General features: G+C 37.9%; 27 protein-coding genes. 10 read left to right on the top strand and 17 right to left on the bottom strand.

Annotated elements, in window-relative coordinates:
• The first annotated feature begins 30 nt into the window (after positions 1-30).
• Positions 31-1,194 carry an alkaline phosphatase family protein gene (locus K345_RS0114440; protein ID WP_028974773.1) on the top strand — a complete coding sequence of 388 codons (1,164 nt, stop codon included), beginning with the start codon at positions 31-33 and terminating at the stop codon, positions 1,192-1,194.
• Between the two features lie 24 nt (positions 1,195-1,218).
• Here K345_RS0114440 and K345_RS0114445 read toward each other — a convergent pair whose 3' ends face one another.
• Together K345_RS0114445 and K345_RS0114450 are read right to left on the bottom strand one after the other, a co-directional pair.
• Entirely contained in the window at positions 1,219-1,527 is a 309-nt protein-coding gene (locus K345_RS0114445; RefSeq protein ID WP_028974774.1) for a hypothetical protein, read from the bottom strand.
• A gap of 18 nt (positions 1,528-1,545) precedes the next feature.
• Positions 1,546-2,748 (bottom strand): hypothetical protein, encoded by a 1,203-nt coding sequence (locus K345_RS0114450; RefSeq protein WP_028974775.1) that lies wholly within the window; start codon positions 2,746-2,748, stop codon positions 1,546-1,548.
• Positions 2,749-2,903: 155 nt separating this feature from the next.
• Here K345_RS0114450 and K345_RS0114455 point away from each other — a divergent pair, with 155 nt between their 5' ends.
• On the top strand, positions 2,904-3,932 hold the full coding sequence (locus tag K345_RS0114455) for a M4 family metallopeptidase (RefSeq protein ID WP_037572515.1): 1,029 nt from the start codon (positions 2,904-2,906) through the stop codon (positions 3,930-3,932).
• The gene (locus tag K345_RS0114460; RefSeq protein WP_028974777.1) at positions 3,933-4,223 is read left to right on the top strand and encodes a hypothetical protein; all 291 of its coding nucleotides are present in this window, start codon (positions 3,933-3,935) and stop codon (positions 4,221-4,223) included.
• 85 nt (positions 4,224-4,308) lie between these two features.
• Here the strand turns inward: K345_RS0114460 and gpmA are convergent, their stop codons facing one another.
• The 5 genes from gpmA to K345_RS0114485 all read right to left on the bottom strand — a co-directional run bounded on the left by gpmA (position 4,309) and on the right by K345_RS0114485 (position 7,745).
• Positions 4,309-5,055 carry a 2,3-diphosphoglycerate-dependent phosphoglycerate mutase gene (gene gpmA / locus K345_RS0114465; protein ID WP_028974778.1) on the bottom strand — a complete coding sequence of 249 codons (747 nt, stop codon included), beginning with the start codon at positions 5,053-5,055 and terminating at the stop codon, positions 4,309-4,311.
• 121 nt (positions 5,056-5,176) lie between these two features.
• Positions 5,177-5,869, bottom strand: a complete 693-nt coding sequence (locus K345_RS0114470; RefSeq protein ID WP_028974779.1) for a tetratricopeptide repeat protein — start codon at positions 5,867-5,869, stop codon at positions 5,177-5,179.
• Positions 5,870-5,874: 5 nt separating this feature from the next.
• Positions 5,875-6,627, bottom strand: a complete 753-nt coding sequence (locus tag K345_RS0114475) for an MBL fold metallo-hydrolase (protein ID WP_028974780.1) — start codon at positions 6,625-6,627, stop codon at positions 5,875-5,877.
• Positions 6,628-6,688: 61 nt separating this feature from the next.
• Positions 6,689-7,072: a helix-turn-helix domain-containing protein gene (locus K345_RS21245; protein WP_053228337.1), complete on the bottom strand. Its 384-nt coding sequence runs from the start codon at positions 7,070-7,072 to the stop codon at positions 6,689-6,691.
• A 7-nt stretch (positions 7,073-7,079) separates the two neighbouring features.
• Positions 7,080-7,745, bottom strand: coding sequence for a ThuA domain-containing protein (locus K345_RS0114485; protein ID WP_028974781.1), 666 nt, complete (start codon positions 7,743-7,745; stop codon positions 7,080-7,082).
• Positions 7,746-7,956: 211 nt separating this feature from the next.
• Here K345_RS0114485 and K345_RS22950 point away from each other — a divergent pair, with 211 nt between their 5' ends.
• The gene (locus tag K345_RS22950) at positions 7,957-8,121 is read left to right on the top strand and encodes a DUF362 domain-containing protein (RefSeq protein WP_083963788.1); all 165 of its coding nucleotides are present in this window, start codon (positions 7,957-7,959) and stop codon (positions 8,119-8,121) included.
• 32 nt (positions 8,122-8,153) lie between these two features.
• Here the strand turns inward: K345_RS22950 and K345_RS0114500 are convergent, their stop codons facing one another.
• The gene (locus K345_RS0114500) at positions 8,154-8,639 is read right to left on the bottom strand and encodes a Fur family transcriptional regulator (RefSeq protein ID WP_028974782.1); all 486 of its coding nucleotides are present in this window, start codon (positions 8,637-8,639) and stop codon (positions 8,154-8,156) included.
• A 101-nt stretch (positions 8,640-8,740) separates the two neighbouring features.
• On the opposite strand from K345_RS0114500, the gene K345_RS21250 reads away from it, so the two are divergent.
• The 4 genes from K345_RS21250 (at position 8,741) to K345_RS0114520 (ending at position 12,199) form a co-directional block, all read left to right on the top strand.
• Positions 8,741-9,757 (top strand): oxidoreductase, encoded by a 1,017-nt coding sequence (locus tag K345_RS21250; protein ID WP_053228338.1) that lies wholly within the window; start codon positions 8,741-8,743, stop codon positions 9,755-9,757.
• An 8-nt stretch (positions 9,758-9,765) separates the two neighbouring features.
• Positions 9,766-10,494, top strand: a complete 729-nt coding sequence (locus K345_RS0114510) for a YaaA family protein (RefSeq protein WP_028974783.1) — start codon at positions 9,766-9,768, stop codon at positions 10,492-10,494.
• 63 nt (positions 10,495-10,557) lie between these two features.
• Positions 10,558-11,814 (top strand): DUF1576 domain-containing protein, encoded by a 1,257-nt coding sequence (locus K345_RS0114515; RefSeq protein WP_037572518.1) that lies wholly within the window; start codon positions 10,558-10,560, stop codon positions 11,812-11,814.
• 1 nt (position 11,815) lies between these two features.
• Positions 11,816-12,199 carry a hypothetical protein gene (locus K345_RS0114520; RefSeq protein ID WP_028974785.1) on the top strand — a complete coding sequence of 128 codons (384 nt, stop codon included), beginning with the start codon at positions 11,816-11,818 and terminating at the stop codon, positions 12,197-12,199.
• 2 nt (positions 12,200-12,201) lie between these two features.
• On the opposite strand, the gene K345_RS0114525 is transcribed toward K345_RS0114520, so the two are convergent.
• Positions 12,202-12,672, bottom strand: coding sequence for a magnesium-dependent phosphatase-1 (locus K345_RS0114525; protein WP_028974786.1), 471 nt, complete (start codon positions 12,670-12,672; stop codon positions 12,202-12,204).
• A gap of 143 nt (positions 12,673-12,815) precedes the next feature.
• On the bottom strand, positions 12,816-14,156 hold the full coding sequence (locus tag K345_RS21255) for a DEAD/DEAH box helicase (RefSeq protein WP_053228339.1): 1,341 nt from the start codon (positions 14,154-14,156) through the stop codon (positions 12,816-12,818).
• Between the two features lie 241 nt (positions 14,157-14,397).
• On the opposite strand from K345_RS21255, the gene K345_RS0114535 reads away from it, so the two are divergent.
• The gene (locus tag K345_RS0114535; protein ID WP_028974787.1) at positions 14,398-14,886 is read left to right on the top strand and encodes a glutathione peroxidase; all 489 of its coding nucleotides are present in this window, start codon (positions 14,398-14,400) and stop codon (positions 14,884-14,886) included.
• A complete protein-coding gene (locus tag K345_RS0114540) occupies positions 14,887-15,327 on the top strand; it encodes a MarR family winged helix-turn-helix transcriptional regulator (RefSeq protein ID WP_028974788.1) in 441 nt (146 codons plus the stop codon).
• A gap of 237 nt (positions 15,328-15,564) precedes the next feature.
• On the opposite strand, the gene K345_RS0114545 is transcribed toward K345_RS0114540, so the two are convergent.
• From K345_RS0114545 to K345_RS22485, 7 genes are all read right to left on the bottom strand, one after another.
• Positions 15,565-17,061 (bottom strand): ABC transporter ATP-binding protein, encoded by a 1,497-nt coding sequence (locus tag K345_RS0114545; RefSeq protein ID WP_028974789.1) that lies wholly within the window; start codon positions 17,059-17,061, stop codon positions 15,565-15,567.
• A 14-nt stretch (positions 17,062-17,075) separates the two neighbouring features.
• On the bottom strand, positions 17,076-17,780 hold the full coding sequence (locus K345_RS0114550) for an energy-coupling factor transporter transmembrane component T (RefSeq protein ID WP_028974790.1): 705 nt from the start codon (positions 17,778-17,780) through the stop codon (positions 17,076-17,078).
• Positions 17,780-18,361, bottom strand: a complete 582-nt coding sequence (locus K345_RS0114555) for an MptD family putative ECF transporter S component (RefSeq protein WP_028974791.1) — start codon at positions 18,359-18,361, stop codon at positions 17,780-17,782. The genes K345_RS0114550 and K345_RS0114555 overlap by 1 nt, the downstream gene beginning before the upstream one ends.
• A complete protein-coding gene (locus K345_RS0114560) occupies positions 18,351-18,593 on the bottom strand; it encodes a hypothetical protein (RefSeq protein ID WP_028974792.1) in 243 nt (80 codons plus the stop codon). Before K345_RS0114560 ends, K345_RS0114555 begins: the two co-directional genes overlap by 11 nt.
• 43 nt (positions 18,594-18,636) lie before the next feature.
• Complete coding sequence (locus K345_RS23180) at positions 18,637-18,786, bottom strand: TetR/AcrR family transcriptional regulator (RefSeq protein ID WP_156888419.1); 150 nt, start codon at positions 18,784-18,786, stop codon at positions 18,637-18,639.
• 148 nt (positions 18,787-18,934) lie between these two features.
• Positions 18,935-22,342: an adenosylcobalamin-dependent ribonucleoside-diphosphate reductase gene (locus tag K345_RS0114570; RefSeq protein WP_028974793.1), complete on the bottom strand. Its 3,408-nt coding sequence runs from the start codon at positions 22,340-22,342 to the stop codon at positions 18,935-18,937.
• A gap of 159 nt (positions 22,343-22,501) precedes the next feature.
• Complete coding sequence (locus tag K345_RS22485) at positions 22,502-23,854, bottom strand: hypothetical protein (protein WP_053228340.1); 1,353 nt, start codon at positions 23,852-23,854, stop codon at positions 22,502-22,504.
• Positions 23,855-23,856: the final 2 nt, after the last annotated feature.

The following is a 23,856-nucleotide window of genomic DNA, read 5'->3' on the forward strand; positions in this document are numbered from 1 at the left end:
AACTTACAGATATAGACTAGCCTGTAATCTATGAAAAAAAACTATCCTTTACGAAAACCGGATTATACAAGATCCATCCCGAATATTGTGTCGTCCCTGCTTGAGTATTATCATTGTCCGACACGGTATCCCAGCTTAGCGGAATTGAGAGAGCCTCTGGGTAGTAATGCTAAAAATGTATTAGTCATTATACTCGATGGTATGGGTACAGAGCTTATTAAATCCAATCTGTCAGAGACAGGATTTTTAAATCAAAATATAAAAGCCTCCCTAACTTCTGTTTATCCGAGTACAACGACAGCAGCAATGACAGCCTATTATACAGGACAATCCCCACTAGAACATGGGTGGCTTGGATGGACATTGTATATGAAGGAGTTCGGAGGGCTGGTCGATGCTTTTACCAATAAAGGAACCGTCAGTCAAGAACCTATATGGACTCAGTCAGCAGCTCAATATCTAATGCCCTATCAGACAATATTTGATCAGATACATCACTACAGCCCAGAAGTAAAACAGACGGTCATACAACCCTCTAGTATAAACTTCCAAAAGGGTCCACAAACAAATATCAAAGTGGATACTATTCAGGAGCTCTTTCAGGAAATAGTCCGGATTAGTCAGCAGGAAAACCAGCAGTTTATCTTTGCTTACTGGCCGAACCCTGACAGTACACTACATAAAGAAGGATGTTACACAACTAAGGTTAAAGACCTATTCAAGGAGCTGGAGAATGGTGTAGAGAAGCTAACAGATCAATTAAAGGATACCCTTCTCATTCTATCTGCAGATCATGGTCAAATTGACGTGGGCCGAACCGTCAACCTAAGAGATTATCCAGAGATTGACGCCTGTTTAATTATGCCTCCTTCACTGGAATCAAGAGCTCTTAGCTTATTTGTGAAACCTAATAAGAAGGCCCAATTTGAAGACCTGTTTAACGAAAATTTTGGTGACGAATTTATCTTGTTATCAAAGGAAGACTTCTTATCTCAGGCCTATCTGGGACAAGGGACAGCTCACAGAAAAATAGATGATTATCTAGGAGATTATATAGCCATAGGGATTGGAGAAACGCTCTTACAATACATCATGCCAAACTCATCCCCCCTGCCTCAATTCAAGGGACATCATGCGGGATTAAGGAAAGAAGAAATGTCTATACCTCTTATCATTAAAAGGTTGTCCCCTTAGGAACAGGGACAACCTCAATAAGTTTTATTCGGGGGGGGAACTTTTCTTATCTTGTATGAGTTTTTCTCTATCCTCTATACCAGCAGCTAATGATACAGCTCTGGGGGTCCTTAACCCAATGGGACTGATTTTTGCGTATACTTCTTTGGCATAGGACAAATTGTCTTCTGCTTTTTTAAGGCTGTCCCATTCACCTAAGTTAAAATCCACTATTCTCAAATAGTTATCAACAGAGTTCATATGTTTCTTATCATCCTGACTGACAACATGGGGAGAAAAAGAAGTACAACTAAAACAGGTAGAGACCAATATCAGTGATATTATAAATTTCATATGCCATCAATCCTTTAATTATTTGGGAAATGGGAGATAAGGGGCTCCAAAGGATAGAACGTTAGCATCAACGAATTTGCTACCGTTGTATGGACGTTGGATTTGAATAGGAACACCAATGGCAACAGGAGAGCCTTTCATTTCCATAATCACATACCCATTTCCAGCTTCATAGAGAATAGTACCTAAAGCATTTCGATATACGGTCCATTTATCTTCTGGGATAGTTGCGATAACCTGAATGGTCTGATCATAGTCGGCTTTTCTATTGAAGATTGTATCCATATCCTTTGAATGGTAGGGAAAATCTTTTTTGTACTTATTCCATTTATGGTCTTTTGAAGCTTTCACAAGCGCCTTAAGAAAATCATCTTTTAAAGAATCAAGCTCCTTACTTCGTTGAGAAGGAAATGATAGATTATTTTCTTTGTAGCTCTTTAATAATTCCTGATATTCTGTGTAATCCTCTAAACCTTTGGGGCAAAGACGGATTAACATAGGCATACTCAGTTTTCCTTCGTGGGCATAGTCTATGGCGTTGACTAACCTAGCCTTCACCTCTACATATTCTTTATCATGAATACCATTGATTAGCTTTTCAAAATAGGAATCTGCATGTGCAAAAACATCAACATAATCACCTACTGTTGCTTTTTGTTCATCATGACCAACAATATCTTGATGTTCTTTAATGAGTAGAGGGAACTTACTATTAAAAGTTTTCTCAATGGCTTTGAACTGCTTAAGACGATTTCGTACCATAACAATATCGTCATATTCCATATAGTCAAACTTATTATCCCTGGCCAAAAGTAAATTTTGAAACACAGGATATTCTGACATCCATCCACGCAGATAATGGAATTGATTCGTCTCCTCTCGCAAAGCATCCGCTTCAGCTTTTCTATCTGCTTCTTGATTGGCTGCCCTATTAACTTGTTTTGATAACGCATCAAATCTTGTAATCAAAGCTTTTACAGTATCTGAAGATTTGTACTCATCAGAGATCTTTCCAAGATATTTTTCTGCACTAGCTATATCCCGTTGTGCACTTGATAAAACATCGCTATCCAGATATTTAACCACACGATCTAGACGATCAGCAGTTAATTTAGCATACCTTTTGTCTTTAGAAGACGGTTCAGCATATGAAGAAATCGTCGTCAGTAATAACATTAGCGTTATCACAAGTCTAATAATACTTGCCCTTTTACTTACCATACTTACTCCTTTTCCTATAATTTTTTCTATAACCTATACTTCTGATGATTTGCTTAAATCACCCATAAAGGGTGATTTTTGTAGGGAAGGACTTTTTTTACCCTTATTTTCCAGAAGGGAGGGATAAAATAATTAAAAAAGTAGGAGAAATAACCATGTGTCAATGTTACATCCCACCTTATATTCTTGAGAATTTAGCAAAGTGTCCTGATCCTTTTATTAGACAGAAGGCTCTGGATGCACTCCAGGCTTCTGCGGAAAGTAGAGCATTACGTAGAGCTTTAGGAACTTCTGTCACTAATGAATTATCTTTTGTGCCTCGTAGTACGGGCTGTAATAGATACATTTATGATATGAACAACCAAATGGCCCCCTTACCAGGGAGACTTATCAGAAAGGAAGGAGAGATGGATACACAAGATAAAGCAGCTAATGAAGCCTATCTTCATTCTGGTATTGTGTATGATTTTTATAAGAACATTTGTGGACGTAACTCCATTGATAATCGAGGGATGGCCATGGTATCAAGTGTCCATTTAGGCAAAAGCTATAATAACGCTTTCTGGTCTTCTAACCAAATGGCCTATGGAGATGGAGACGGACAGACTTTCCTTAGGTTAACAAGAGCCTTAGATGTGGCAGGTCACGAAATTACTCATGGAGTGATATCCTATGAATGTAACCTGGAATATGAGGGAGAACCTGGAGCCCTTAATGAAAGCTTTGCTGATGTTATGGGAGCAATCATTGAGCATTGGCATAACAAGATAAGTGACCCAGCTAAGGCCAACTGGGATATGGGTGAATTAATTATGGGATCAAGCCCTGCCAAACGGTTAAGAACCTTCAAAGAAGAAAAAGCCTATGTAAACGATCCTTATCTAGGGACTGATCCGCAACCCAAACATTATAAGAATAAATATACCGGAGACTCTGATCATGGTGGTGTTCATATTAATTCGGGAATCCCCAATCATGCTTTCTATAAAATAGCCTTACTTCTAGGAACTCCTACCTGGGAAAAACCAGGGAAAATATGGTATCAAACGATCAGGAATCTTAATTCACAAAGCAGTTTTATAGAAATGGCTCACATGACCTACCAAGTAGGGGGGAACCTTTACGGGGCTAAGGAACAAGAAGCAATACGTCAAGGCTGGCATGAAGTAGGAATAGTGATATAAATGGAAGAGCTAGTCAAAATAACACTTAAAATTTCTGGAGGATATACAGGAACATTCCAGGAGTTTGAAATAAACTACAAAGAACTTCCTGACAACTTAAAAACAGATCTAGACAAAGTACTTTTACTTCCTGATACCAAACCAATCAAAAAGTCTAAGGCAAGGGATCTGCTACAATATTATTTAATCGCTAAAACAGTTTCAAAAACAATCGAGGGGGAATGGACAGATGAGACACTTAATGAGGAACTAAGTAATATCATTCAGTATATTTTAAGGAAGCCAAAGTAATTGTTTAATTAGTACAAAATATACGATCAAGCAGGTAATTTGACTGGAAGGACCCTTCTTTTCAGAAGAGTCCTCTTTTAGTTTGTTATTTCGCTTTTCCCTGATTAGCAACAGCATCCATAGCTTTTTTGACAGCCGCTGGATCCCCTAGGTAATAATGCTTTAGAGGTTTTAAATCATCATCTAATTCATAAACAAGGGGCATACCAGTAGGAATATTTAATCCAGTAATATCATCATCTGATATACCATCCAAATGTTTAACAAGTGCTCGTAAACTATTACCATGAGCAACAATAAGAACATTTTTGCCAGCTTTTATATCTGGAGCTATGGTGTCATTCCATAAAGGTAAGAATCTATCTATGGTATCTTTCAGACATTCTGTTAAAGGAAGTTCATCCGGTTTCAGTCCATTATAACGAGGGTCTTTTCCTGGAAAACGTTCATCGCTACTTTCTAAAGCAGGAGGTTGAGTATCAAAGCTTCGTCTCCAGACAAGAACCTGATCTTCTCCATACTTCTGAGCGGTTTCCGCCTTGTTAAGTCCCTGAAGAGCACCATAATGTCTCTCATTTAAACGCCAGTCACGATTCACAGGAAGCCACATTAGGTTCATCGTATCCATAACGGTCCAAAGAGTTCTAATAGCTCTTTTTAAAACAGAAGTATAAGCTACATCAAAGGTAAATCCTTCTTTCTGTAAATACTCTCCAGCGGACTTAGCCTCACCTCTTCCTTTTTCAGTTAAATCAACATCGGTCCAACCTGTGAATCTGTTTTCCTGATTCCATTGGCTTTCACCATGTCGTATCAATACAAGTTTCTTCATCTTTTGAATACCTCTCAGTATGTTTATTGTCATGTACTTTGGTTTAAATATAATACTTATTAATATAGTTAGCAAATAAGACGTGTTAACTCAAGGGGCCCAAGTAAATATCAATTTTATATTATTGATACTTTAATAATGTTTGCCTTATAGAGAGTAGGTCTTCATCGTCAGGATATAAATTCAAAGCTTTATCACAAAAAGAGATAGCCTTGTCGATTTTGTTAATTAGTTTATAAAAATCAATGAGAGCCAACAAAAGATCCAAATCATGGGGAAAGCTCTTGATTCCCTGTAATAGGATACTTTCTGTCGAATCGAACTGTCCCTTCTTTTGATATACAGTGGCCAGATTCAAGTATGGTGCAATAAAAGGGGGGGACTTATGAATGCACTCTTTTAGATACTCTATGGCCATTTCGTGTTCATCCAACTCAATATAAGCAGTAGCAATATTATTGAGAACCAGTTCCTCCTGAACAGAGCTGCCAGGTTGATATTCTCTAAGTTGTAAAGCTTTAAAACTATCATCAAGCATGGATTGGAAATCCCCTAAAGCACCATGAACCATTGCTCTGGAATAGTAGGCATAATCTGAAGCAGCGACTTTCATCAAGCCATTATAGAGTTCTAATGCTTCCTGCCAGCGTTTACTAGAATAAAGACACACTCCCTTATAAAGAGTGGCCATCACAGAATGGGGATAAAGAGATAGAGCTTCGTCAAGTATGGTTAGACCCGCATCCCAGTTATTCTCATCCATTTTAACTAATGCTTTATTTAACAAGGAATCTATATCATTGCTATTTTCCATAATACCTAAGGATAACAGATAATTGTCTTTCCCACTTCCGGTAGGATAATATTTTTATTTTTATCAGTTTTTTTACTTAAGCGATCACTTGTATCTTTACAATGATTATAAGAATCGAGATGGACAAGATATATTTGACTATCCGGACAAATTCTGGAGAGACACAAAATATCTTTGTGGCTCATGGTTATTTTCCCACCCCATTTTAAGGTAGCCTTACCACCATTAGCAATAATAATATGCGGGTTTAGATCCCTAATTATCTTCTTCTGCTTTCCTGTTAATAAGGTATCCCCTGTTACTAGTATTTTGATTCCTTCTTGATTACTAATGAGATAGCTTGAAGATCTACCTAAGCGTTTATTAAACATCCTTCCCCCATGAGTGCCTTCTATCCTGGACCATTTCATTTCATTCCAGATAAGGGACTCATCGATAGGATGACAGTTGGTAAAGCCCATTTCACAGTATCCGGGAGCCTCCCAAGCTTGGCAGATGAGGGGTATGTTTTTGGGAAGCACTTCTTGAGCGTTTTTATCAAAATGATCATTATGACCATGGGTCACTAATACCCCATTCACATCTAATAACTGCTGATAATCAACAGGTAGATCGATTAAGGGGTTTCTATGATCATTATGCGTCATAAAAACAGGGGGATAACTCCCTTTCGGTGCGAATAATGGATCAATCAAAATGGTCTTGCCATCAATATTAAGAATGGATGTTCCGTGGCGAAAATGTGTAAAACTTATCATGTTAATTCCTCCTGCAGAGATGAGTACAGGAAGAACCTAAACAGTGTAGGTAACTACAGGGTCAAGACCTATTTATTATTTTTCCAAAAACTTCGCAAGAGGGCTTATCTTCTCGCGTCAGAAAGCTCTCCAAAGCGTTTTTCATTGTGAGAATATCTTCCCTTTGCTTTTCTAAATGATTAATCTTCTGTCTCAGAAATAGTTTGAATTCCTGGTCTTCTTTTGGAGTCCTGTCTAAATAATTAAAAAAAGTTTTGATTTCATTTAAGGTAAAACCAAATCGTTTGAATCTCAGAATCATATCTATTCTGAGGTGATCCCCCTCATCATAGACCCTATATCCATTAGAGGGATTACGTTTAGGTTTTAGTAAACCTTCCTTCTCATAGAATCTGAGAGCTTCAGGAGATATTCCTATGATTAGGGAAAACTCTTGTCTATTCATGATCTTCCTACCGTCTGTGACAAGTCCATTGGATGGACTGTTCTAACATTTGTCTAAAATGGGGGTCTTTCCATGTCTGATGATCATGCCCTGATAGAGTACAAAACATGCGGCTTTGCCCCCAATTCTTTGTCCACCCCAAGGCCTTCATACTCTTAGGATGATCAGTTTGAAAAATGACCTCACATTCCTTTTCTGGTTCGGCCATACAATAGGCTTCATCTAGCATCTTCCAGTTATTCAAACCTTCTGCTATAGGATGGCCAGGATTAGCAATATTAACAGCTATAGGTTCATCATGTTCATAGTAATCTAGATAGCGTTTAGGAAGGCCAGACAAATTATCCCAGAAAGACCAGCCGGGAAAGGACAAACAGCCGTGATGGAATAGGACAATCCCTTGGTTTGTATTTCCCAATTCTTGAAGTACACTTAAAGGTTTTCCCCTATACGGAGGAATACCTTCGTCAGTGGGGGCTTCTCTCATAAAAGTAAAAAATAATAGGACATCATAGAAATCTCTTTGTTCTTTTGATGTAGAAGCATAGTCATCAAGATGCTGGATATAGGCTTTGATAGATGACATACTGTCAAATAATTCATAGAATTGAGGAACATCAAAGGCTTTTCCGCCGGTTACGACAGCTAAGTTTATTTTGGAATTGTCATTCATGCCCTCCAATATAGCAGAAAATAGTCTATGGACAAAGCAAAGACAGAGTATAAAAGGAACCCTGGCCCAATTTTTTATTCAGCTTAATTAGGCAAGCCTAAGTCTTGCGACTGATTCTTAAATTAGTCGTTATTGAGAATTTCTCTTGTATTTTCACATCAATTAGGTAAAAATGACATTACCTATTAAATGGCTATAAAAGGAGACTTAAATGGCATATCAAATTACAGATGCTTGCAGTGAATGTGGATCTTGCCAACCTGAATGTCCAGTTGACGCAATCAGTGAAGGAAGTCCTTATTCAATTGATGCAGATACTTGCATAGACTGTGGGGCTTGTGCAGAAGTTTGCCCTGTAGAGGCAATCAAAGCTTAAATCAGAGTCCCCCATTTTGATGGGGGATTTTATTAATAATCGGATTTGTAAGTATTTTCTGATTCTTCGGCCTCTTCTTTCTCTACGCAGGTAGAACAGACACCGTTGATTTGTAGATTGATGTGAGAAGGTCGGAACCGATGTTTTTGGCAGATTCTATCTTCCAGGGCTTCCATACTATGGCCCCTAAGTTCAATAACTTTTCCACATCGTTCACAGATAAGGTGACCAAAATGTGTGTTTTCATGGATAAATTCATAAGTAGCATGACGATCACGCTCATACATTTTTCGAACAAAACCTATTTCTTCGAACATCTTTAAGGTTCGGTAAATGGTAGCTCTTGAGATTCTATTTTCACCTTTTTTAAGAATTTCTACTAATTCTTCAGCTTCAAAGTGCCCATCAAAATGAAATACTTCATCAAAAATAACAGTCCTTTCGAAAGTAATAAACCGTCCATTTTTCTGTAGGTATTTTTTAAACCGGGACAGAGCTTCTTCTTTTGTAATCCGCATGACATTTAAACCTTATTCTCTTTATATAACTTTGTCAAACCTAACAAACTTGATTTCATAAGTAAGATTATCTATATTCTCTGTAGGCAAAAGGAGTATTTGTGATTATTAAGACAGGAATACTTGGGTACGGATTATCCGGTTCTACATTTCATGGTCCTTTTTTAAAGGAAAACCCCAAATATAAAGTAACAAAAATCTTATCCTCCCGTGAGAATGATATCAAGAAAGATTTTCCCAATGTAGGGGTGGTAAGCTCAGTAGAATCAGTATTCCAAGATCCAGAAATAGATCTGGTAGTTATTACAACACCTAATACAACACATTTCCCCTATGCAAAGGCAGCACTCATAGCAGGCAAAAATGTTATAGTGGAAAAACCATTCACCCCCACATTAAAAGAGGCAGACGAACTCGTTGCTTTGAGTAAAAAGAAGAATCTGACCCTAAGTGTTTATCAAAATAGGAGATGGGATGGAGACTACTTAACAATCAAAAAAATATTAGAGGAAGGTTTATTAGGAGATATCTATCAATTTGAATCTCACATGGATAGATTTCGACCTACAGCCCGGGACAGATGGCGGGAGAAAGCACTTCCAGGTTCTGGTATTCTCTATGACTTAGGCTCCCATTTACTCGACCAGGCCTTCAATCTTTTTGGAGATCCCCAGTGGATATGGGGGGATGTGATAAACCAAAAACCAGATGCTCTTACAGATGATTATTTCCATATAATAATGAGCTATGGTGACATGCGTGTACTATTACACTCCTCTACTTTTGTTAAGGGGAAGACTATTCGCTATGCCCTACACGGGACTAAAGGATCTTTTGTTAAGTATGGAGTAGATCCTCAGGAAGAAAGACTGAGAGAAGGACAAGAACCTTCAGAAAAACTCGGTAAGGATGAAGAAGAAGCCTATGGCATCCTTTCTATGGAAGATTCCATTCAAAGGATTCCTACCATTCCAGGGGATTATAGAATTTATTTTGATAGTCTTGCTGACAGTATAATCAACAAAACCAAAAATCCGGTTAGTGCTGAGTCTGGAGCAAAAGTAATCAAAGGGCTAGAGCTCATTAAAACAAAACCACTACAAAGACATAACTGGTAGATTCAACAATGAAAATTGCACTTTTTTTATCTCCCTCCAAAACACAAATAGAACAGAATATTTCAAAGGAAGTACAAGAGCCCCTTTTTTTAGACAAAGCTAAATCACTGGCTAAACCATATATTGAAATGGATTTAAGCCAACTGCAGCACAAACAAGACTTATCAGACAAGAAAGCGGAAGAAGTCTATCAAATCTGGCAAAAGTGGGGTAAGGAAAAGGGATCAAAATCCATCGAATTATATTCTGGTCCCGCTTTTAATGGTCTAGCTTACACAAATAGCATAGTTAAGAGCAAAGACATTGATTTGTTCATATTAAGTGCGCTCTATGGTATGCTCCGACCACAAGATGTCATATGGCCTTATCGTTTGGATTTTTCAAAAAATCATCATTTGTATAAGCTATGGAAACCTCTTATCCTTGAACATATAAAGAAATGTAAATATGAATTATTGATTGATTTAGCGTCTAATGAATACAGTAAATTACTTCCCGATGATGACATAAAACGACTCCGGATAGACATAAAGGAATACAGGGGTAACCAATGGAAATCCATTAGCTATAACGGTAAATATATGCGTGGCCGGATAGCCAATTGGCTGCTATCTCATCCTTATTATGACTATAAAAGACTAAAAGAGGCCACTATAGATGATTATTGTCTAAATCAGAAACTGTCATCAGAGACACTTCTAGTGTTTTCTCCCATAAAGGATTTACAGAAGATATAAACAGTCAATCATATCAAAAAGCGACTATAGACAGCCTAGTGGGTCCATGAAAATATAGGCTGCATGACGAAAGAGTTATATAAAAACAAACTATATTTTGCCCTCGTAACCATTTTGACAGGGATGATCCTATTGGCCATAGGCATTGATGGGCCGATCAGCATGTTAAAAGGTTTTTTACAAATCCAAATACATCCATCAAGATTGATCAATGATTATTTTATTGTGGGTGGAATAGGAGGGGCATTATTTAATGCCTCATTAGTAGGGATAATCGGTTTATTTATAATAAGCATTACAGGAATATCCCTATCGGGACCCACTTTTGCAGCTGTGTTAACCATGACAGGTTTCGGATTATTTGGGAAAACCTCTCTGAATGTTATTCCTATCATATTAGGTGTATTTCTCGCAGCAAAGATCGTCAACAAAAGCTATAAAGAATATCTACTCATTGCGCTCTTCGGAACAGCCCTAGGTCCTCTGGTCAACACTCTTATATGGGAAACGGGACTATCTTTAATCTATTCATTGCCATTAGGCTTAATAGTAGGTATTTGTACAGGATTGCTATTACCAGCTATAGCGTTTGCTATGCTCCACCTGCATCAGGGATATAATCTATATAATATGGGATTGTCCTGCGGTTTTTTAGGACTATTCGCTTTTTCTATGTTGAAAGGATTTGGTACGGATTATAACGCGACGCTCCTATGGTCGAATAAAACCTCTCTGCCCATGGTTTTATTAATCCCTCTATTGTCCCTATTTCTTATTTTACTAGGATTGCTGCCCTTCAAGAAAAAAACTGTTAAAGACTTTTTCTACATTCAAACCTTATCAGGAAGACTACCTTCGGACTTCACAGATTTAGCCTCCCCTGAATCTACACTAGTCAATTCAGGTATTATAGGATTACTTTTCAGTCTTTACATTTGGATAATCGGGGGGGATTTTAATGGGCCTGTGATCGGAGGGTTGTTTACCATCATTGGATTCGCAGCTTTTGGTACCCACATTAAGAATAGTTGGCCTGTAATCTTGGGTGTCATCATAGCAACATTAGTATCAGGACAATCTTTAACGTCCCCGGGACCATTATTGGCGCTTATATTCTCAACGACACTTAGTCCTTTGGCTGGTGAATTTGGGGTCAAAGCAGGTGTCATCGCAGGTTTTATACATATGCTTCTCGTTTCTCAAACCACCCATTGGTATGGAGGCATCAATCTGTATAATAATGGATTCGCAGGAGGTTTGACCGCTACCTTCCTTATCGCGGTCATTCAGTGGTATAAGTCGAACAAGGAGGAAATATAAAATGAAAAGACAGGATCTCATACTTCATCTTATTGGAGAGATATCAAAATACATACTTGATGAAGATCCCATGCGTATGGTTATTTCTTTACACCAGGAATCAGATGGTCTTCATCTTTGTGTCATTGATGATAATGAACATACGGATGAAGAAATAGAACGAATGAATCGGGCCCTCAATAGTAGAAAACGACCTGAATTAGCCGGATATTATGGTGCTATGACAGGACATGACTTACTTGGATCTTCAAGACTAAACCTTCTTGGCTGGCAGTTAAAACATTCGGATGTCACCCGAACAAATAATGGTATTAAGATAGATCTATGGCTAGGAGGAGATCGATTTGACTCTGATAAGTTCTCCATACCCAAAAAAGAAGAGTAAGCCTAATGACTGTTATGATGAATTCTTACCTGGTTTAAATAGCGCCAATTAAAACCATGGGATACTAATATGGATTTAACTCCTAAACCTTGGATATCTTTGATATTACGTTCCTCATCATCAAAAAATATCATTTCATCATAGTTCATGTGGCTTTTTTCCTTGAGAGATTTAAAATGAGGATATTTAGAACCAGGATATATCTCTTTAAACTGAAAAACTGTATCAACATCCAATAACTTGAGTAAAGCCTTAGCCCACATTGGTTCGTGCGTCCTGGAAGCAACGGCCAAAAGATGCCCTTCTTCTCTTAATCGATTCAATATAGGCAAAACATCGGGATAAAGACGTATATGTCTGCCAACACTATCATAAACACCCCCCCGGGTTTTACGATAAGGAGGTGATGTACAATCACACCAGGTACCTCCACAGTCCCACAAAGTAAAGTCTAAATCGAATACATATAACATATTCTATACTGTACCCTGGAAACTGAGAAAGATACAGATTTTTTTCCAAGAGCTGAGGAGGATAATCACAAAGTACCCTCTATAGATTTCTGGCAGGTAATACTGCGATAGTTCCTGTATGACTAGAACTATCGCTCTCCTAATTACTTATATCCTAACTTCCCTTTAGGAAAAGGATGACTTTTCTTCTGAGAAGAGGAGGTATGCTTACTACCTGGTTTACGTCCAAAAGACTTATGTGAACCAGGCTTTGAAGGAACAGAACCGCGAGATTCATTTCCTTTTCGATTTTTTGGTCCTTTTTGAACACCATAAGGGGAAGCGGGCTTCTTCTTTGGTGTAGTTACAACAGTAGCATCTGGAACAAAGCCCTCTTCTTTGAAGATATCAATATTGGTCTTAAGAAGTCTTTCAATCCTCTGAAGTTGTCGTTTCTCATCAGGTGTGACAAAGGAGATGGCAATCCCTTTCTTACCAGCACGTCCTGTTCGCCCCACACGATGCACATAATCTTCCGGAACCTGAGGGAGGTCATAGTTAACAACATAACCCAATTCATTCATATGAATTCCCCGAGCAGCAACATCTGTGGCAATCAGAGCTTGAAGATCACCTTTTTTGAACTGTTCCAAAGCTCTTGTTCTAGCGCCCTGTCTTTTATCACCATGGATAGCAGCTGAAGGTATATTCTGCTGTTGGAGCTGTTTAGCTAAACGATCAGCGCCATGCTTTGTTCGAACAAAAACCAGAACCTGATACCAGTTATCCTTATTCATCAAATGGACAAGAAGAGAGGATTTCTGTTTCTGATCAACATAGAGAGCCTTTTGTTCTACCATATCAGCAGGAGTATTTCCCTTGGTCACTTCTACAGTAACAGGATTGGTTAATATCTTATTAACAAGCTTTCTCACATCTTTATCATAGGTTGCAGAAAACATTAGATTCTGTCTTTGTTCTGGCAGATATTTAATGATCTTCTGGACATCCTGAATAAAGCCCATATCGAACATTCTATCGGCTTCATCAAGAACAAATATTTTTATGTTCTCCAAATTAATGGTCTTTTGACGGAGATGATCCAGTAAACGTCCAGGTGTAGCAATAAGAATATCGAGACCGTTTTTGATATTTTTGATCTGAGGATTAATACTAACCCCACCATAGACAGAAGCTGATTTTAGATCCAGGTGTTTACCATAATCTTTAAAGCTCTCCCCTACTTGATCAGCAAGTTCTCGTGTTGGTGTTAGTATCAGGGCTCGTGGATTCTTATTAGACCGCCCTCTTTCACTTAGTTTATTAAGGATAGGCAGAGCAAAAGCGGCTGTTTTACCAGTCCCTGTTTGAGAACCACCCAATACGTCTTTACCTTTTAAAATAGCCGGTATGGCTTCTGATTGGACTTTCGTAGGTGTTTTATATCCTCTTGACTCAATAGCTTTAAGGATCTCGGGAATTAGTCCCAATTTATCAAAATTCATCGTTCCTCCTGAACAAAATGGTAATAACCAACCCGCAATATGACATTGCTCCAGTTCAGGCGAATTATAATTAGCTTTGAGTTTAAAACCGGATATTAAACAAAGGTGCATTGAGAACTACCATTTAATACACTTTATGTATAGTCCTAAAAGCTTTAGTAACCCAAATATGCGAATAAACTTGACTTTACAATATCGCACACGATATATTCTTATACGATAACCGTACAGGAGGTATCCTATGTCAAATAATTTTTATGACCTGGAAGCGAAGGCAAATACAGGAAAAGACGTAAAATTTGATGCCTATAAGGGCAAAACTGTTCTAGTCGTGAATACTGCGAGTAAATGTGGCTTTACACCTCAATATGATGGTCTGCAAAAGCTATACGACAAGTATAAGGATCAAGGACTGGAGATTTTAGGATTTCCCTGTGATCAATTCGGCAACCAGGAACCTGGAAATGACAGTGAAATTCAAGAATTTTGTAAGGTCAACTTTGGTGTCAACTTCCCCCTCTTTAAAAAGACAGATGTTAACGGCCCCGAAGCCCATCCTGTATTCCAGTACTTGAAAAAATCTTTGCCCGGAGTATTTGGCAGCAAAGTGAAGTGGAATTTTACAAAATTTTTGGTAGACTCTAAGGGCAATCCAGTTAAAAGATTTGCACCAACTGTAAAACCAGAAAAGATGGAAAAACAGATTGAGAAACTCTTAAAGGAAGCCTAAATGAGCGACTATCCCCAGCTAAAGTTGGAAAATCAAATATGTTTTCCCCTTTATGCAGCCCATAGATTGACAACACAAAAATACCAGCCCTTATTAAGTGCCCTGGATATAACCTATACACAGTACTTAATACTAATGGTACTATGGGAAAGAGATGATCAAACAGTATCCTCTATAGGAAAGACTCTATATCTTTCCTCTAATACATTGACACCTCTTTTAAAACGTCTAGAGGCTAAGGGAATCCTGACACGAAGACGATCAGAAAATGATGAGCGACAAGTTTTGATTAGTCTAACAGAAGAAGGACAGGCCCTAAAAGAAAAGGCAAAAGATATTCCGCTCCAACTTGTTGAAAGCTTTGGGGATAAATTCTCAGCCGAAAAGGCAATAGAATTAAAGATGGCCTTAGAAGAATTAATTGCGTCTATGACTTTATGACCTGCAACAGGAACCAATAGAAAAAGGGCTATTGCAAAAAGCCAGAATAGGCTTTCCGCAATGGCCCTTGCTTATTTATAATAAAAAAGGAACTAGGATACCACTCCTTATTTTTTGTGTCAGAACTCAATATCAATTACGTTCTCGAAAAACCGCGATACAGGATCATTCAGCATAATGAGAAAGCTAAACCTCATAGGACATCTATTGGTTTATTAAGAAGGTATATGTCTTTACTTAGAACGAAGAAAACCTGTTATTAAATCGGTTAATAAATGTATTCTTTAGTTTTTCCTCGGTAGCATTATTTAGAGAATAATGATCTATGACACAGCCTTTTTCAATATGAATAATTTGGGTACAAGTATTAAAAATAAATTCTAAATCATGTGATATTATGACCACAGTCTTACCAATAGTCCTAAGGAAAGCAATGATTTTTGCCACTTCTTTCATATGTCTAAGATCTAATCCACTTGTAGGCTCATCAAAAATAAGAATCTCTTTATTGGAAGCAATCGCACTAGCAATAGCTACCCGCTGTCTCTGTCCGCCTGATAGAGATAAGGGGTGTTTATCTTTTAAAGATAAAAGATCTAACTTGTCTAATATTTCTTCAGCAACCTCATGATTAACAACTTCCATACCTAAAAGCAATTCATCTAAAACAGACTCTGTAAATAATTGATGATTCACATCTTGCATTACCATATAAGACATTCTTAATATGTCTTTCCTCTTGTATACCTTATCACCAAGCTTAATCGAACCGTTAAATTTTTTCATTAATCCACATAGACAGCGTCCAAAAGTTGATTTCCCTGATCCATTTTTACCAATAATAGCCGTAGCATTAGACCTTGATAATTTTAATTTTGGAATATCCAAAACCTTTGTGCCTTTATTATAAGAAAAATGGAAATTATTAAGTTCTAAATTATGGGACTCTGTATCTATGAGTTCCTTTTTATAAGAATGGCGGAAAGTAATATGTTCCAATCTAAGAGGTCGTAAACCAAGTGATTCTATAGTGACTTTATCCAAATTTCTAAAGTCATTCCCTGAGTAATGACTAGAGAGGCAACCCTCTTTGATATAAAACACTTCATCGATTAATTCTCTCAAGTAGTGGAGCCTATGCTCTGAGATAATGATTGTTTTTCCTTGTGATTTCCATATTTCTATGATTCCTTTTAAATGTTCTATACTACATAGATCGAGACTAGAGGAAGGTTCATCCAAGACTAATATTTCCGGACCTACAGCATAAACGGACGCACAAGCTATTTTCTGCTTTTCTCCACCTGATAATTCAAATATATTTCTATCTATCAAATTTGAAATATTAAAAGTTTTGATAGTATCAGATAAAATATTATTAATCGTCCCTTCTGGGAAACCAAAGTTCTCACAAGCGAATACAATTTCGCTTGTAGTATCCACATTATAAAATTGCGACTTAGGATTTTGAAATACGGATCCTATTAACTTACCGCTTTCATGTAAAGGTAAGCCACCGACATCCATTCCTTTGTATAAAACACTACCCTTTTTCTCTCCTTCGTAGAAATGAGGTATCAGGCCATTAATTAATCTTATTAAAGTCGTTTTGCCACATCCTGATTCACCACAGAGAAGAATCACTTCTCCCTTATTAATACGAATGCTTATATTCTTAATACTTTCAGCTAGATTATCAGAATATTTAAAATGTGCATTATCAATATTTAGCATTTTACAACCACTATTTATAAGATATAACAGACAGAAGACAATACAGCTACAAGGAGAAAGAACATATCCCCTAGACCAAAACCAATCTTACAAATATTTGTTCGTTTAATGGGGCTCCCTAGTCCTCTTGTTAAGGCAGAAACAGATAAATCCTCTCCTATACTAACTATGGATGAAAGCAACGGAACAAAACAGTATTCCAGGTAACGAATAGGATTAATAATAAAAATCTTATTGTGTAGTTCTCTCATTCTCATGGCACTATATATATGTTTGTATTCTTCCCTAATGGTAGGAAAAAACCTAAACATAACAGATAAGGGGATAGTAAGCATTTTAGGCATATGCATCCTTTCCATAGCCACCAAAAACTGACTTACAGTTGTTGTTTCCATTATATAAAATCCTACAATAACGGAAGGAAGAAGTCTTGTAATAATACCTGATATCATTGTTATGATTATGTTCAAAACACCATGAGTATTGTACACAAGATTCTTTTCAGAATAGGATGCCGCCAACAGAAGAACCCCATAAAGGATTGAAGATTTCATTCTTTTGAGAAACAGAAGCAAAATAAAAGGGATAGTAGCTAGAACTATTCTAGGATATATATGGGCTCCTTCTATCCCACCACTAATCATAAATATACTAATAATTAAGACTAAAACTAGCTTGGTTCTAGGATCCAGTACTAATATATATCCTTGTTTCTTCATTAAGCGATCCCGACTCTTTGAAAGTGTTTTTTAAGAACTTTTCTTCCTAAATACGCTCCAAGAATAGACCCAATTATGGCTAAAATAAATAGAATAATAATCATGTTACCACTCATGAGAGACATCAATTTATCCGTGTATTCATCACCATAGCCCTTACTGGTTCGTTCTATAAAACTATCTCTCATTATCCACATAGGTAGCATAGCACCAAATATCCATTCAGAAAAAACAGCATAACTAATAACTAATTTGGGCCAACTATTATATTTTCCAGATAATAAAATAAGATCAGCAAAAACAGGTAACAAAATTCCCGTAATAAGAATAGGCCAACCATGACCTGTTACAAACATAAAGATAGTTATTAATACACCAGTTATGCTAATCATCCCAAACTTCTTAACCTTTGTCAGATAGAGCATAAAAGGGATTCCTCCAACAAAAGGAATAGCAAAGGGGAGTGCCACCATAAACATAGGAATATACCCAAACATTGCTACTGCAAAAAAGACGACTATATAAATAGCCGTAAACAAACCTACATTTATTAAATCTTTTGTCGTTAATTTATTTCCCATAATCGTTTCTCTCCTTTTTATCACTCTGAGTTTTTACCATAGTGAAAAATATACCATTCATCTTTTGTAATTCACTGGGAGTACCCTTTTCTACAATTGATCCGTTTTTTAAAACAACTATGTTATCCGCGCTTTGAATAGTCCGCATTCTATGTGCAATAATGAGAACGGTTTTATTTTTAACAAGTTCACTAAGCGCTAACTGAATTTTACTTTCATTCTGAGCATCCAATGAAGCAGTAGCCTCATCAAGAAGAAGAATAGGGGCATCTTTTTTATAAAGTCATCACATTTATATTACCCTTAGTAACACCTGCTTTTTGAGCAATATTTCGCAAAGAGGCTTTTTCAAAACCCATACTGAGAAACTCAAGTTTGGCTGTTTGTAATACCATTTCTCTTACGTCTTCTTTCTTTTTTTGCATTCAATAAATCCCACTGGACTTTGTTAATGTACATTAATTCTATTTCTTTATCAACATATCTAATGATCTTGTAGTTATTTTTTAAAATTGTTAAATTTAATGACATATAGGTAAAACCCCACCACTAATGGGTGGGGTTTTTATAAGATTAACTACAACCTGTAGTAGATCCACAAGTTTCACATTTCAAACAGGTACCATTACGAACAAGAGTAAAGTGGCCACAAGTAGGACAAGGATCTCCTTCGTAGCCTTGCATTCGGGCAATTTCCCGTTGGGACGGGGATTTTGATTCTGCTTTTTCAACCCCTTTTAAAGAAGAGGCCCTGGTTTTTGATTTAACAACCTTCTTAATTTTCACATCATTCATACCCTTACTATCTACTTCAGAAGGCTTAACTTGAACCAGATCTGTTCGTCCTAAATAAGACAAAGCGAGATCTCTGAATATAAAATCAAGGACAGATGTAGTCATTTTTATGTTGTCATGCCCCCTAACAATACCACTTGGTTCAAAGCGGGTAAAAGTAAAGGCATCAACATATTCCTCTAAGGGCACACCATATTGAAGCCCCAAACTTACAGCAATGGCAAAACTATTCAATAAGGATCGAAAAGCAGCCCCTTCCTTATGCATATCAAGGAAGATCTCTCCTAACTGTCCATCTTCATACTCACCTGTTCGTAGAAACAAACTATGACCACCAATCTTAGCCTTTTGAGTATATCCGTTCCTTCTACTGGGAAGGGGAATTCGTTCTTCACTTCTGGTGTTTAACACAGGAGACGTGGGGACTTGTCCATTCTTAACCTGATCCTCAATGGTCATCAGTGCATCAGCAATGCCATCTTTATGAGAAGACAGACTACTCAATGGTTGACTTAGTTTGGAACCATCACGATAGAGGGCTATGGCTTTAAGCATATAATTCCAAGACATCTGATAAGCCCCTTTAACTTCATCTACAGTAGCAGAATTGGGCATATTTATAGTCTTGGAAATAGCACCGGATATAAAAGGTTGGGCCGCAGCCATCATCGTGATATGAGCTTCCCAGGGTATGGATCTCGTCCCGATCTTACCACTGGGAGTTGCAGTATCAAATATGGAATAGTGTTCTTTCCTTAAGTGGGGGGCCCCTTCCAAAGTCATCGTTCCACAAGCATAGAACTCAGCAGCCTGAATATCCTCTTGGGTAAAACCAAGATGCCCTAGAAGATTAAATCCTGCCAAACTATAGGTAACTTTGGGTATGCCCAATACATTCTCAACAAACTCATTACCTAAGGTATAAGGGGTAAAGACTCCTGCAAAACTAAAGGCATTTTTAAGAGAATCATCAATTTTAGCTAGAATTTCCGGAGGGAATTGCTTTGCTGTCAATCTCTCATAAGATACCCCGGGAGCACCTTTTAAGGATCCTGTACCCAGACAGTAACTAACCATATCTTCAATCTGATCATGGGTATAACCAATCTTAGCCAAAGCAGGTTTGATGGAGTTATTAATGATCTTGAAGTATCCCCCTCCGGCCAATTTTTTAAACTTAACCAAAGCAAAATCCGGTTCTACTCCCGTTGTATCACAATCCATTACCAGACCAATAGTTCCTGTAGGAGCTATAACTGATACCTGGGCATTTCTATATCCATATTTGTCACCATACTCTAAAGCCTGATCCCAGCTTAATCGAGCCGCTTCCAGCAAATTACCGGGACAAATATCTTCATCAATTCCTATAGGATAGACACTTAATCCTTCATACTCATCATGGGGGAGATTATAAGCAGCCCGTCTATGATTTCGGATAACCTTGAGCATATGCTTCTTATTAGCTTCATAACGAACAAAAGGACCTAACTCAGAAGCCATTTCCGCACTAGCCTTATAAGATTCTCCTGTAAGAATAGAAGCTAAAGCACCAGCGACAGTACGGCCTTCATCAGAATCATAGGGTATACCCATCACCATAAGTAGTGCGCCTACATTGGCATAACCTAATCCAAGAGTACGATAATCATAGGATCTCTGGGCTATCTCCTTAGAGGGGAATTGGGCCATCACGACAGAGATCTCAAGAATCAAAGTCCAAATCCGTATAGCATGTCTATAACTATCCAAATCAAAGGAACAGGTTTCTACATTGTAGTATTTCATAAGATTCAAGGAAGCCAGGTTACAAGCGGTGTCATCAAGAAACATATACTCTGAACAGGGATTAGATCCCCGGATCTCACCGTCTTCAGGACAGGTATGCCATTCATTTATTGTAGAATGGAACTGGATACCCGGATCAGCGCATTTCCAGGCTGCTTGGGCGATTTTATTCCATAAATCCCGGGCTCTGATGGTTTTCATAACTTGCCCTTCTACACGCCCTTTGAGCTCCCAATCTTTATCATCTAATACAGCACGCATAAACTCAGTGGTTAATCGAATAGAATTATTAGAAGACTGTCCACTTACTGAAGAATAAGCCTCTTCATCCCATTCTGTTGAAAATTGTTCCAAATCAGTATCATCAATACCTTGTTTGGCCAGCTGCATTATTTGATAAAGAAAAGGAGAAGGTACCTCATCATGGATAGCTTCTTCTATAGCCTGATATAAGGCATGATTCTGTTTTGGGTTGAACTTGGCTTCATCAGAACCTTTAAAGGAACGGATAGACTCAAATATTTTATCTACCTGCTTTTTAATAATCTTGGATCCAGCCACCAAAGAAGCAACCTTGTGCTCTTCTTTTACTTTCCAGTCTATATATCTTTCTATGTCTGGATGATCAGCATCGAGGGTGACCATTTTAGCAGCCCGTCTGGTCGTACCCCCACTTTTAATAGCTGAGGCAGAACGGTCCATTATCTTAAGAAAGGATAAGAGCCCCGAAGAAATGCCTCCTCCTGAGAGTTGCTCTCCTTCTCCCCGAATTTTGGAGAAGTTGGATCCTGTACCAGAACCATATTTGAATAGACGAGCTTCCCTGGTAATCAGATCCATAATACCACTTTCATTAACCAGATCATCTTCTACATTCATAATGAAGCAGGCATGAGGTTGAGGTCTCTCATAAGCACTGGTAGAGGCTTTGACTTTATTCGTATCAGGATCTACATAGAAGTGTCCCTGGCTAGGGCCGTCAATTCCATATACAGAATGGAGACCAGTATTGAACCATTGAGGCGAATTGGGAGCGCCCATTTGATGGGACAGCATATAACAAACTTCATCATAGAAAGCTTGTGAATCCTCTTCTGTTTTAAGATATCCTGCTCTCTCCCCCCAGATTTTCCAGGTGTATGCTAAACGATGAAAGACTTGCCTGGCATCATTCTCTCCCCCAGTCGATCCATCTTCCTTAGGAACACCTGCTTTACGAAAGTACTTTTGAGCTATGATGTCTGTTGCAATTTGACTCCACCCTTCAGGAACGACTACATCATCTTGTTTGAAGATAGCCTTCCCTTCAGGATTGCGAATTTCACTAGTCCTTTTTACCCAGTTAATTCCTTCATACGGCGATTTACTTTTTTTTGTAAAGTGTCTTTTAATTTCCACCACACTCCCCTATTTAGTTGTAATTTTTAAAACAACACTATATATGGTGTATTATCGAATTAACAAGAATGGATTGCAAGAACAAATAAGTTTTTTTAAAGTAAATTTAGAAGAGTTCCCAAGAATAGAATGGGGGACGAATGATAAGGAAAGGATCCCTTAGTTCTTGATAAATATTCTCATTTCTCCTGATTTAATTCCATACTGAGGGATAGTAAATTCTTCGATCAACTGAGATGTGTCAACAAAGATAGTGGGGTTATCCCTAAGATATTGATTAAGAAAACCATTTAGATAAGGTCTGGAAGATAGAACACGCCCAACAGATAAAGGCCCCAGATAAGCTCTGGCATCCTCTTTAGGCTGCTGCATTAGGTAAGCCATGAACTCATTTATCAATAGATATTCATTATCAACATCATACTGACGCCAATCTAACTGAATGCTCCAGAAACGGTGACTGTCCTCATCCAAATCATACCAAACTTTACGAATATAATCCCGATACAGTGGATCCGTAAAAAAAAGGCCATGAAACAATTCATGAGTTAAGAGGAACCGACGCAAATAATCATAAGATTCAAAGGAGGCACTCACAATCGCTCCTTTCCCCTCTCTATATTTATCAGAATCTATTTGGATCACACCCAATTCAAGAAGCCAATTCTTCAAGACAAGTTCTTCCTCGTTTAAAGGGAACTTCTCTTCTTCCACCAAGTTGAAAAAAGCAGCTAAATCATCAGCCTTATAATCATGAGCATTATAGCCATGACGTGAAGCCAAATATCTGTTACTCCTGAGAATACCTACAGAGCCTTTCTTTTCCACAAAGAAGGCCAAGCGTTTAAGAAAACGGGATTGTACACGGTAATCTCGAAACATGAAGACATAGACATCATCCTTCACCCCCCATTGGAACAATCCATATTCAGGAGATTGCCATAAAATCTGACTTTCCTCTAAAACCATCTGGCCCGCATCAATAGAAGGAATTAGCCCCTTATCTTCAACAGCTTCTAATGCGAATACAGAGGAAACATCCTCCAGGGACAAAGAACGCCCTGCATCAAAGAAATAAAAAGGTTCCTTTTTATCCGTGCCTCTAGCGCTATAGGAGACATCACCATCAAAATTCATAGTCAAATCCCGGCCTAAAGCTATTTGAACCATCAACTTATCACTGTCCTCATGGAAATCGAAATGAAAGGATTCATCCCTCTGAGGCAGGATTTGAAAGCTCTTCACCTTAAGAGGCTGATTCGTCCTTACAGAACGTATATATCTAACATAACCAAGAGGAATAATGATACGTTCAAAACTACCTGAAGGGAGATGTAAGACTTTCTTATCATTCAATCCGGTGAAATCTATGGTCATTCTGTCAGGGATGATGACATCTTTTAAAACAATAGAGACAAAATCATCAACCCAGTAGGGGCTGTCCCAGAACCACTTAACTCCTTGATCAAAAGGAATGTAATGAGCTGATTTCTCAGGACCAGCCCAGGCCATGC

The organism is Spirochaeta cellobiosiphila DSM 17781 (assembly GCF_000426705.1).
Taxonomy (GTDB): Bacteria; Spirochaetota; Spirochaetia; order DSM-17781; family DSM-17781; genus Spirochaeta_E; species Spirochaeta_E cellobiosiphila.

Coding starts and splice junctions, on each gene's coding strand:
- K345_RS0114440 (WP_028974773.1), top strand. CDS start 31: ATGAAAAAAAACTATCCTTTACGAAAACCGGATTATACAAGATCCATC.
- K345_RS0114445 (WP_028974774.1), bottom strand. CDS start 1,527: ATGAAATTTATAATATCACTGATATTGGTCTCTACCTGTTTTAGTTGT.
- K345_RS0114450 (WP_028974775.1), bottom strand. CDS start 2,748: ATGGTAAGTAAAAGGGCAAGTATTATTAGACTTGTGATAACGCTAATG.
- K345_RS0114455 (WP_037572515.1), top strand. CDS start 2,904: ATGTGTCAATGTTACATCCCACCTTATATTCTTGAGAATTTAGCAAAG.
- K345_RS0114460 (WP_028974777.1), top strand. CDS start 3,933: ATGGAAGAGCTAGTCAAAATAACACTTAAAATTTCTGGAGGATATACA.
- gpmA (WP_028974778.1), bottom strand. CDS start 5,055: ATGAAGAAACTTGTATTGATACGACATGGTGAAAGCCAATGGAATCAG.
- K345_RS0114470 (WP_028974779.1), bottom strand. CDS start 5,869: ATGGAAAATAGCAATGATATAGATTCCTTGTTAAATAAAGCATTAGTT.
- K345_RS0114475 (WP_028974780.1), bottom strand. CDS start 6,627: ATGATAAGTTTTACACATTTTCGCCACGGAACATCCATTCTTAATATT.
- K345_RS21245 (WP_053228337.1), bottom strand. CDS start 7,072: ATGAATAGACAAGAGTTTTCCCTAATCATAGGAATATCTCCTGAAGCT.
- K345_RS0114485 (WP_028974781.1), bottom strand. CDS start 7,745: ATGAATGACAATTCCAAAATAAACTTAGCTGTCGTAACCGGCGGAAAA.
- K345_RS22950 (WP_083963788.1), top strand. CDS start 7,957: ATGGCATATCAAATTACAGATGCTTGCAGTGAATGTGGATCTTGCCAA.
- K345_RS0114500 (WP_028974782.1), bottom strand. CDS start 8,639: ATGCGGATTACAAAAGAAGAAGCTCTGTCCCGGTTTAAAAAATACCTA.
- K345_RS0114510 (WP_028974783.1), top strand. CDS start 9,766: ATGAAAATTGCACTTTTTTTATCTCCCTCCAAAACACAAATAGAACAG.
- K345_RS0114515 (WP_037572518.1), top strand. CDS start 10,558: ATGACGAAAGAGTTATATAAAAACAAACTATATTTTGCCCTCGTAACC.
- K345_RS0114520 (WP_028974785.1), top strand. CDS start 11,816: ATGAAAAGACAGGATCTCATACTTCATCTTATTGGAGAGATATCAAAA.
- K345_RS0114525 (WP_028974786.1), bottom strand. CDS start 12,672: ATGTTATATGTATTCGATTTAGACTTTACTTTGTGGGACTGTGGAGGT.
- K345_RS21255 (WP_053228339.1), bottom strand. CDS start 14,156: ATGAATTTTGATAAATTGGGACTAATTCCCGAGATCCTTAAAGCTATT.
- K345_RS0114535 (WP_028974787.1), top strand. CDS start 14,398: ATGTCAAATAATTTTTATGACCTGGAAGCGAAGGCAAATACAGGAAAA.
- K345_RS0114540 (WP_028974788.1), top strand. CDS start 14,887: ATGAGCGACTATCCCCAGCTAAAGTTGGAAAATCAAATATGTTTTCCC.
- K345_RS0114545 (WP_028974789.1), bottom strand. CDS start 17,061: ATGCTAAATATTGATAATGCACATTTTAAATATTCTGATAATCTAGCT.
- K345_RS0114550 (WP_028974790.1), bottom strand. CDS start 17,780: ATGAAGAAACAAGGATATATATTAGTACTGGATCCTAGAACCAAGCTA.
- K345_RS0114555 (WP_028974791.1), bottom strand. CDS start 18,361: ATGGGAAATAAATTAACGACAAAAGATTTAATAAATGTAGGTTTGTTT.
- K345_RS23180 (WP_156888419.1), bottom strand. CDS start 18,786: ATGCAAAAAAAGAAAGAAGACGTAAGAGAAATGGTATTACAAACAGCC.
- K345_RS22485 (WP_053228340.1), bottom strand. CDS start 23,854: ATGGCCTGGGCTGGTCCTGAGAAATCAGCTCATTACATTCCTTTTGAT.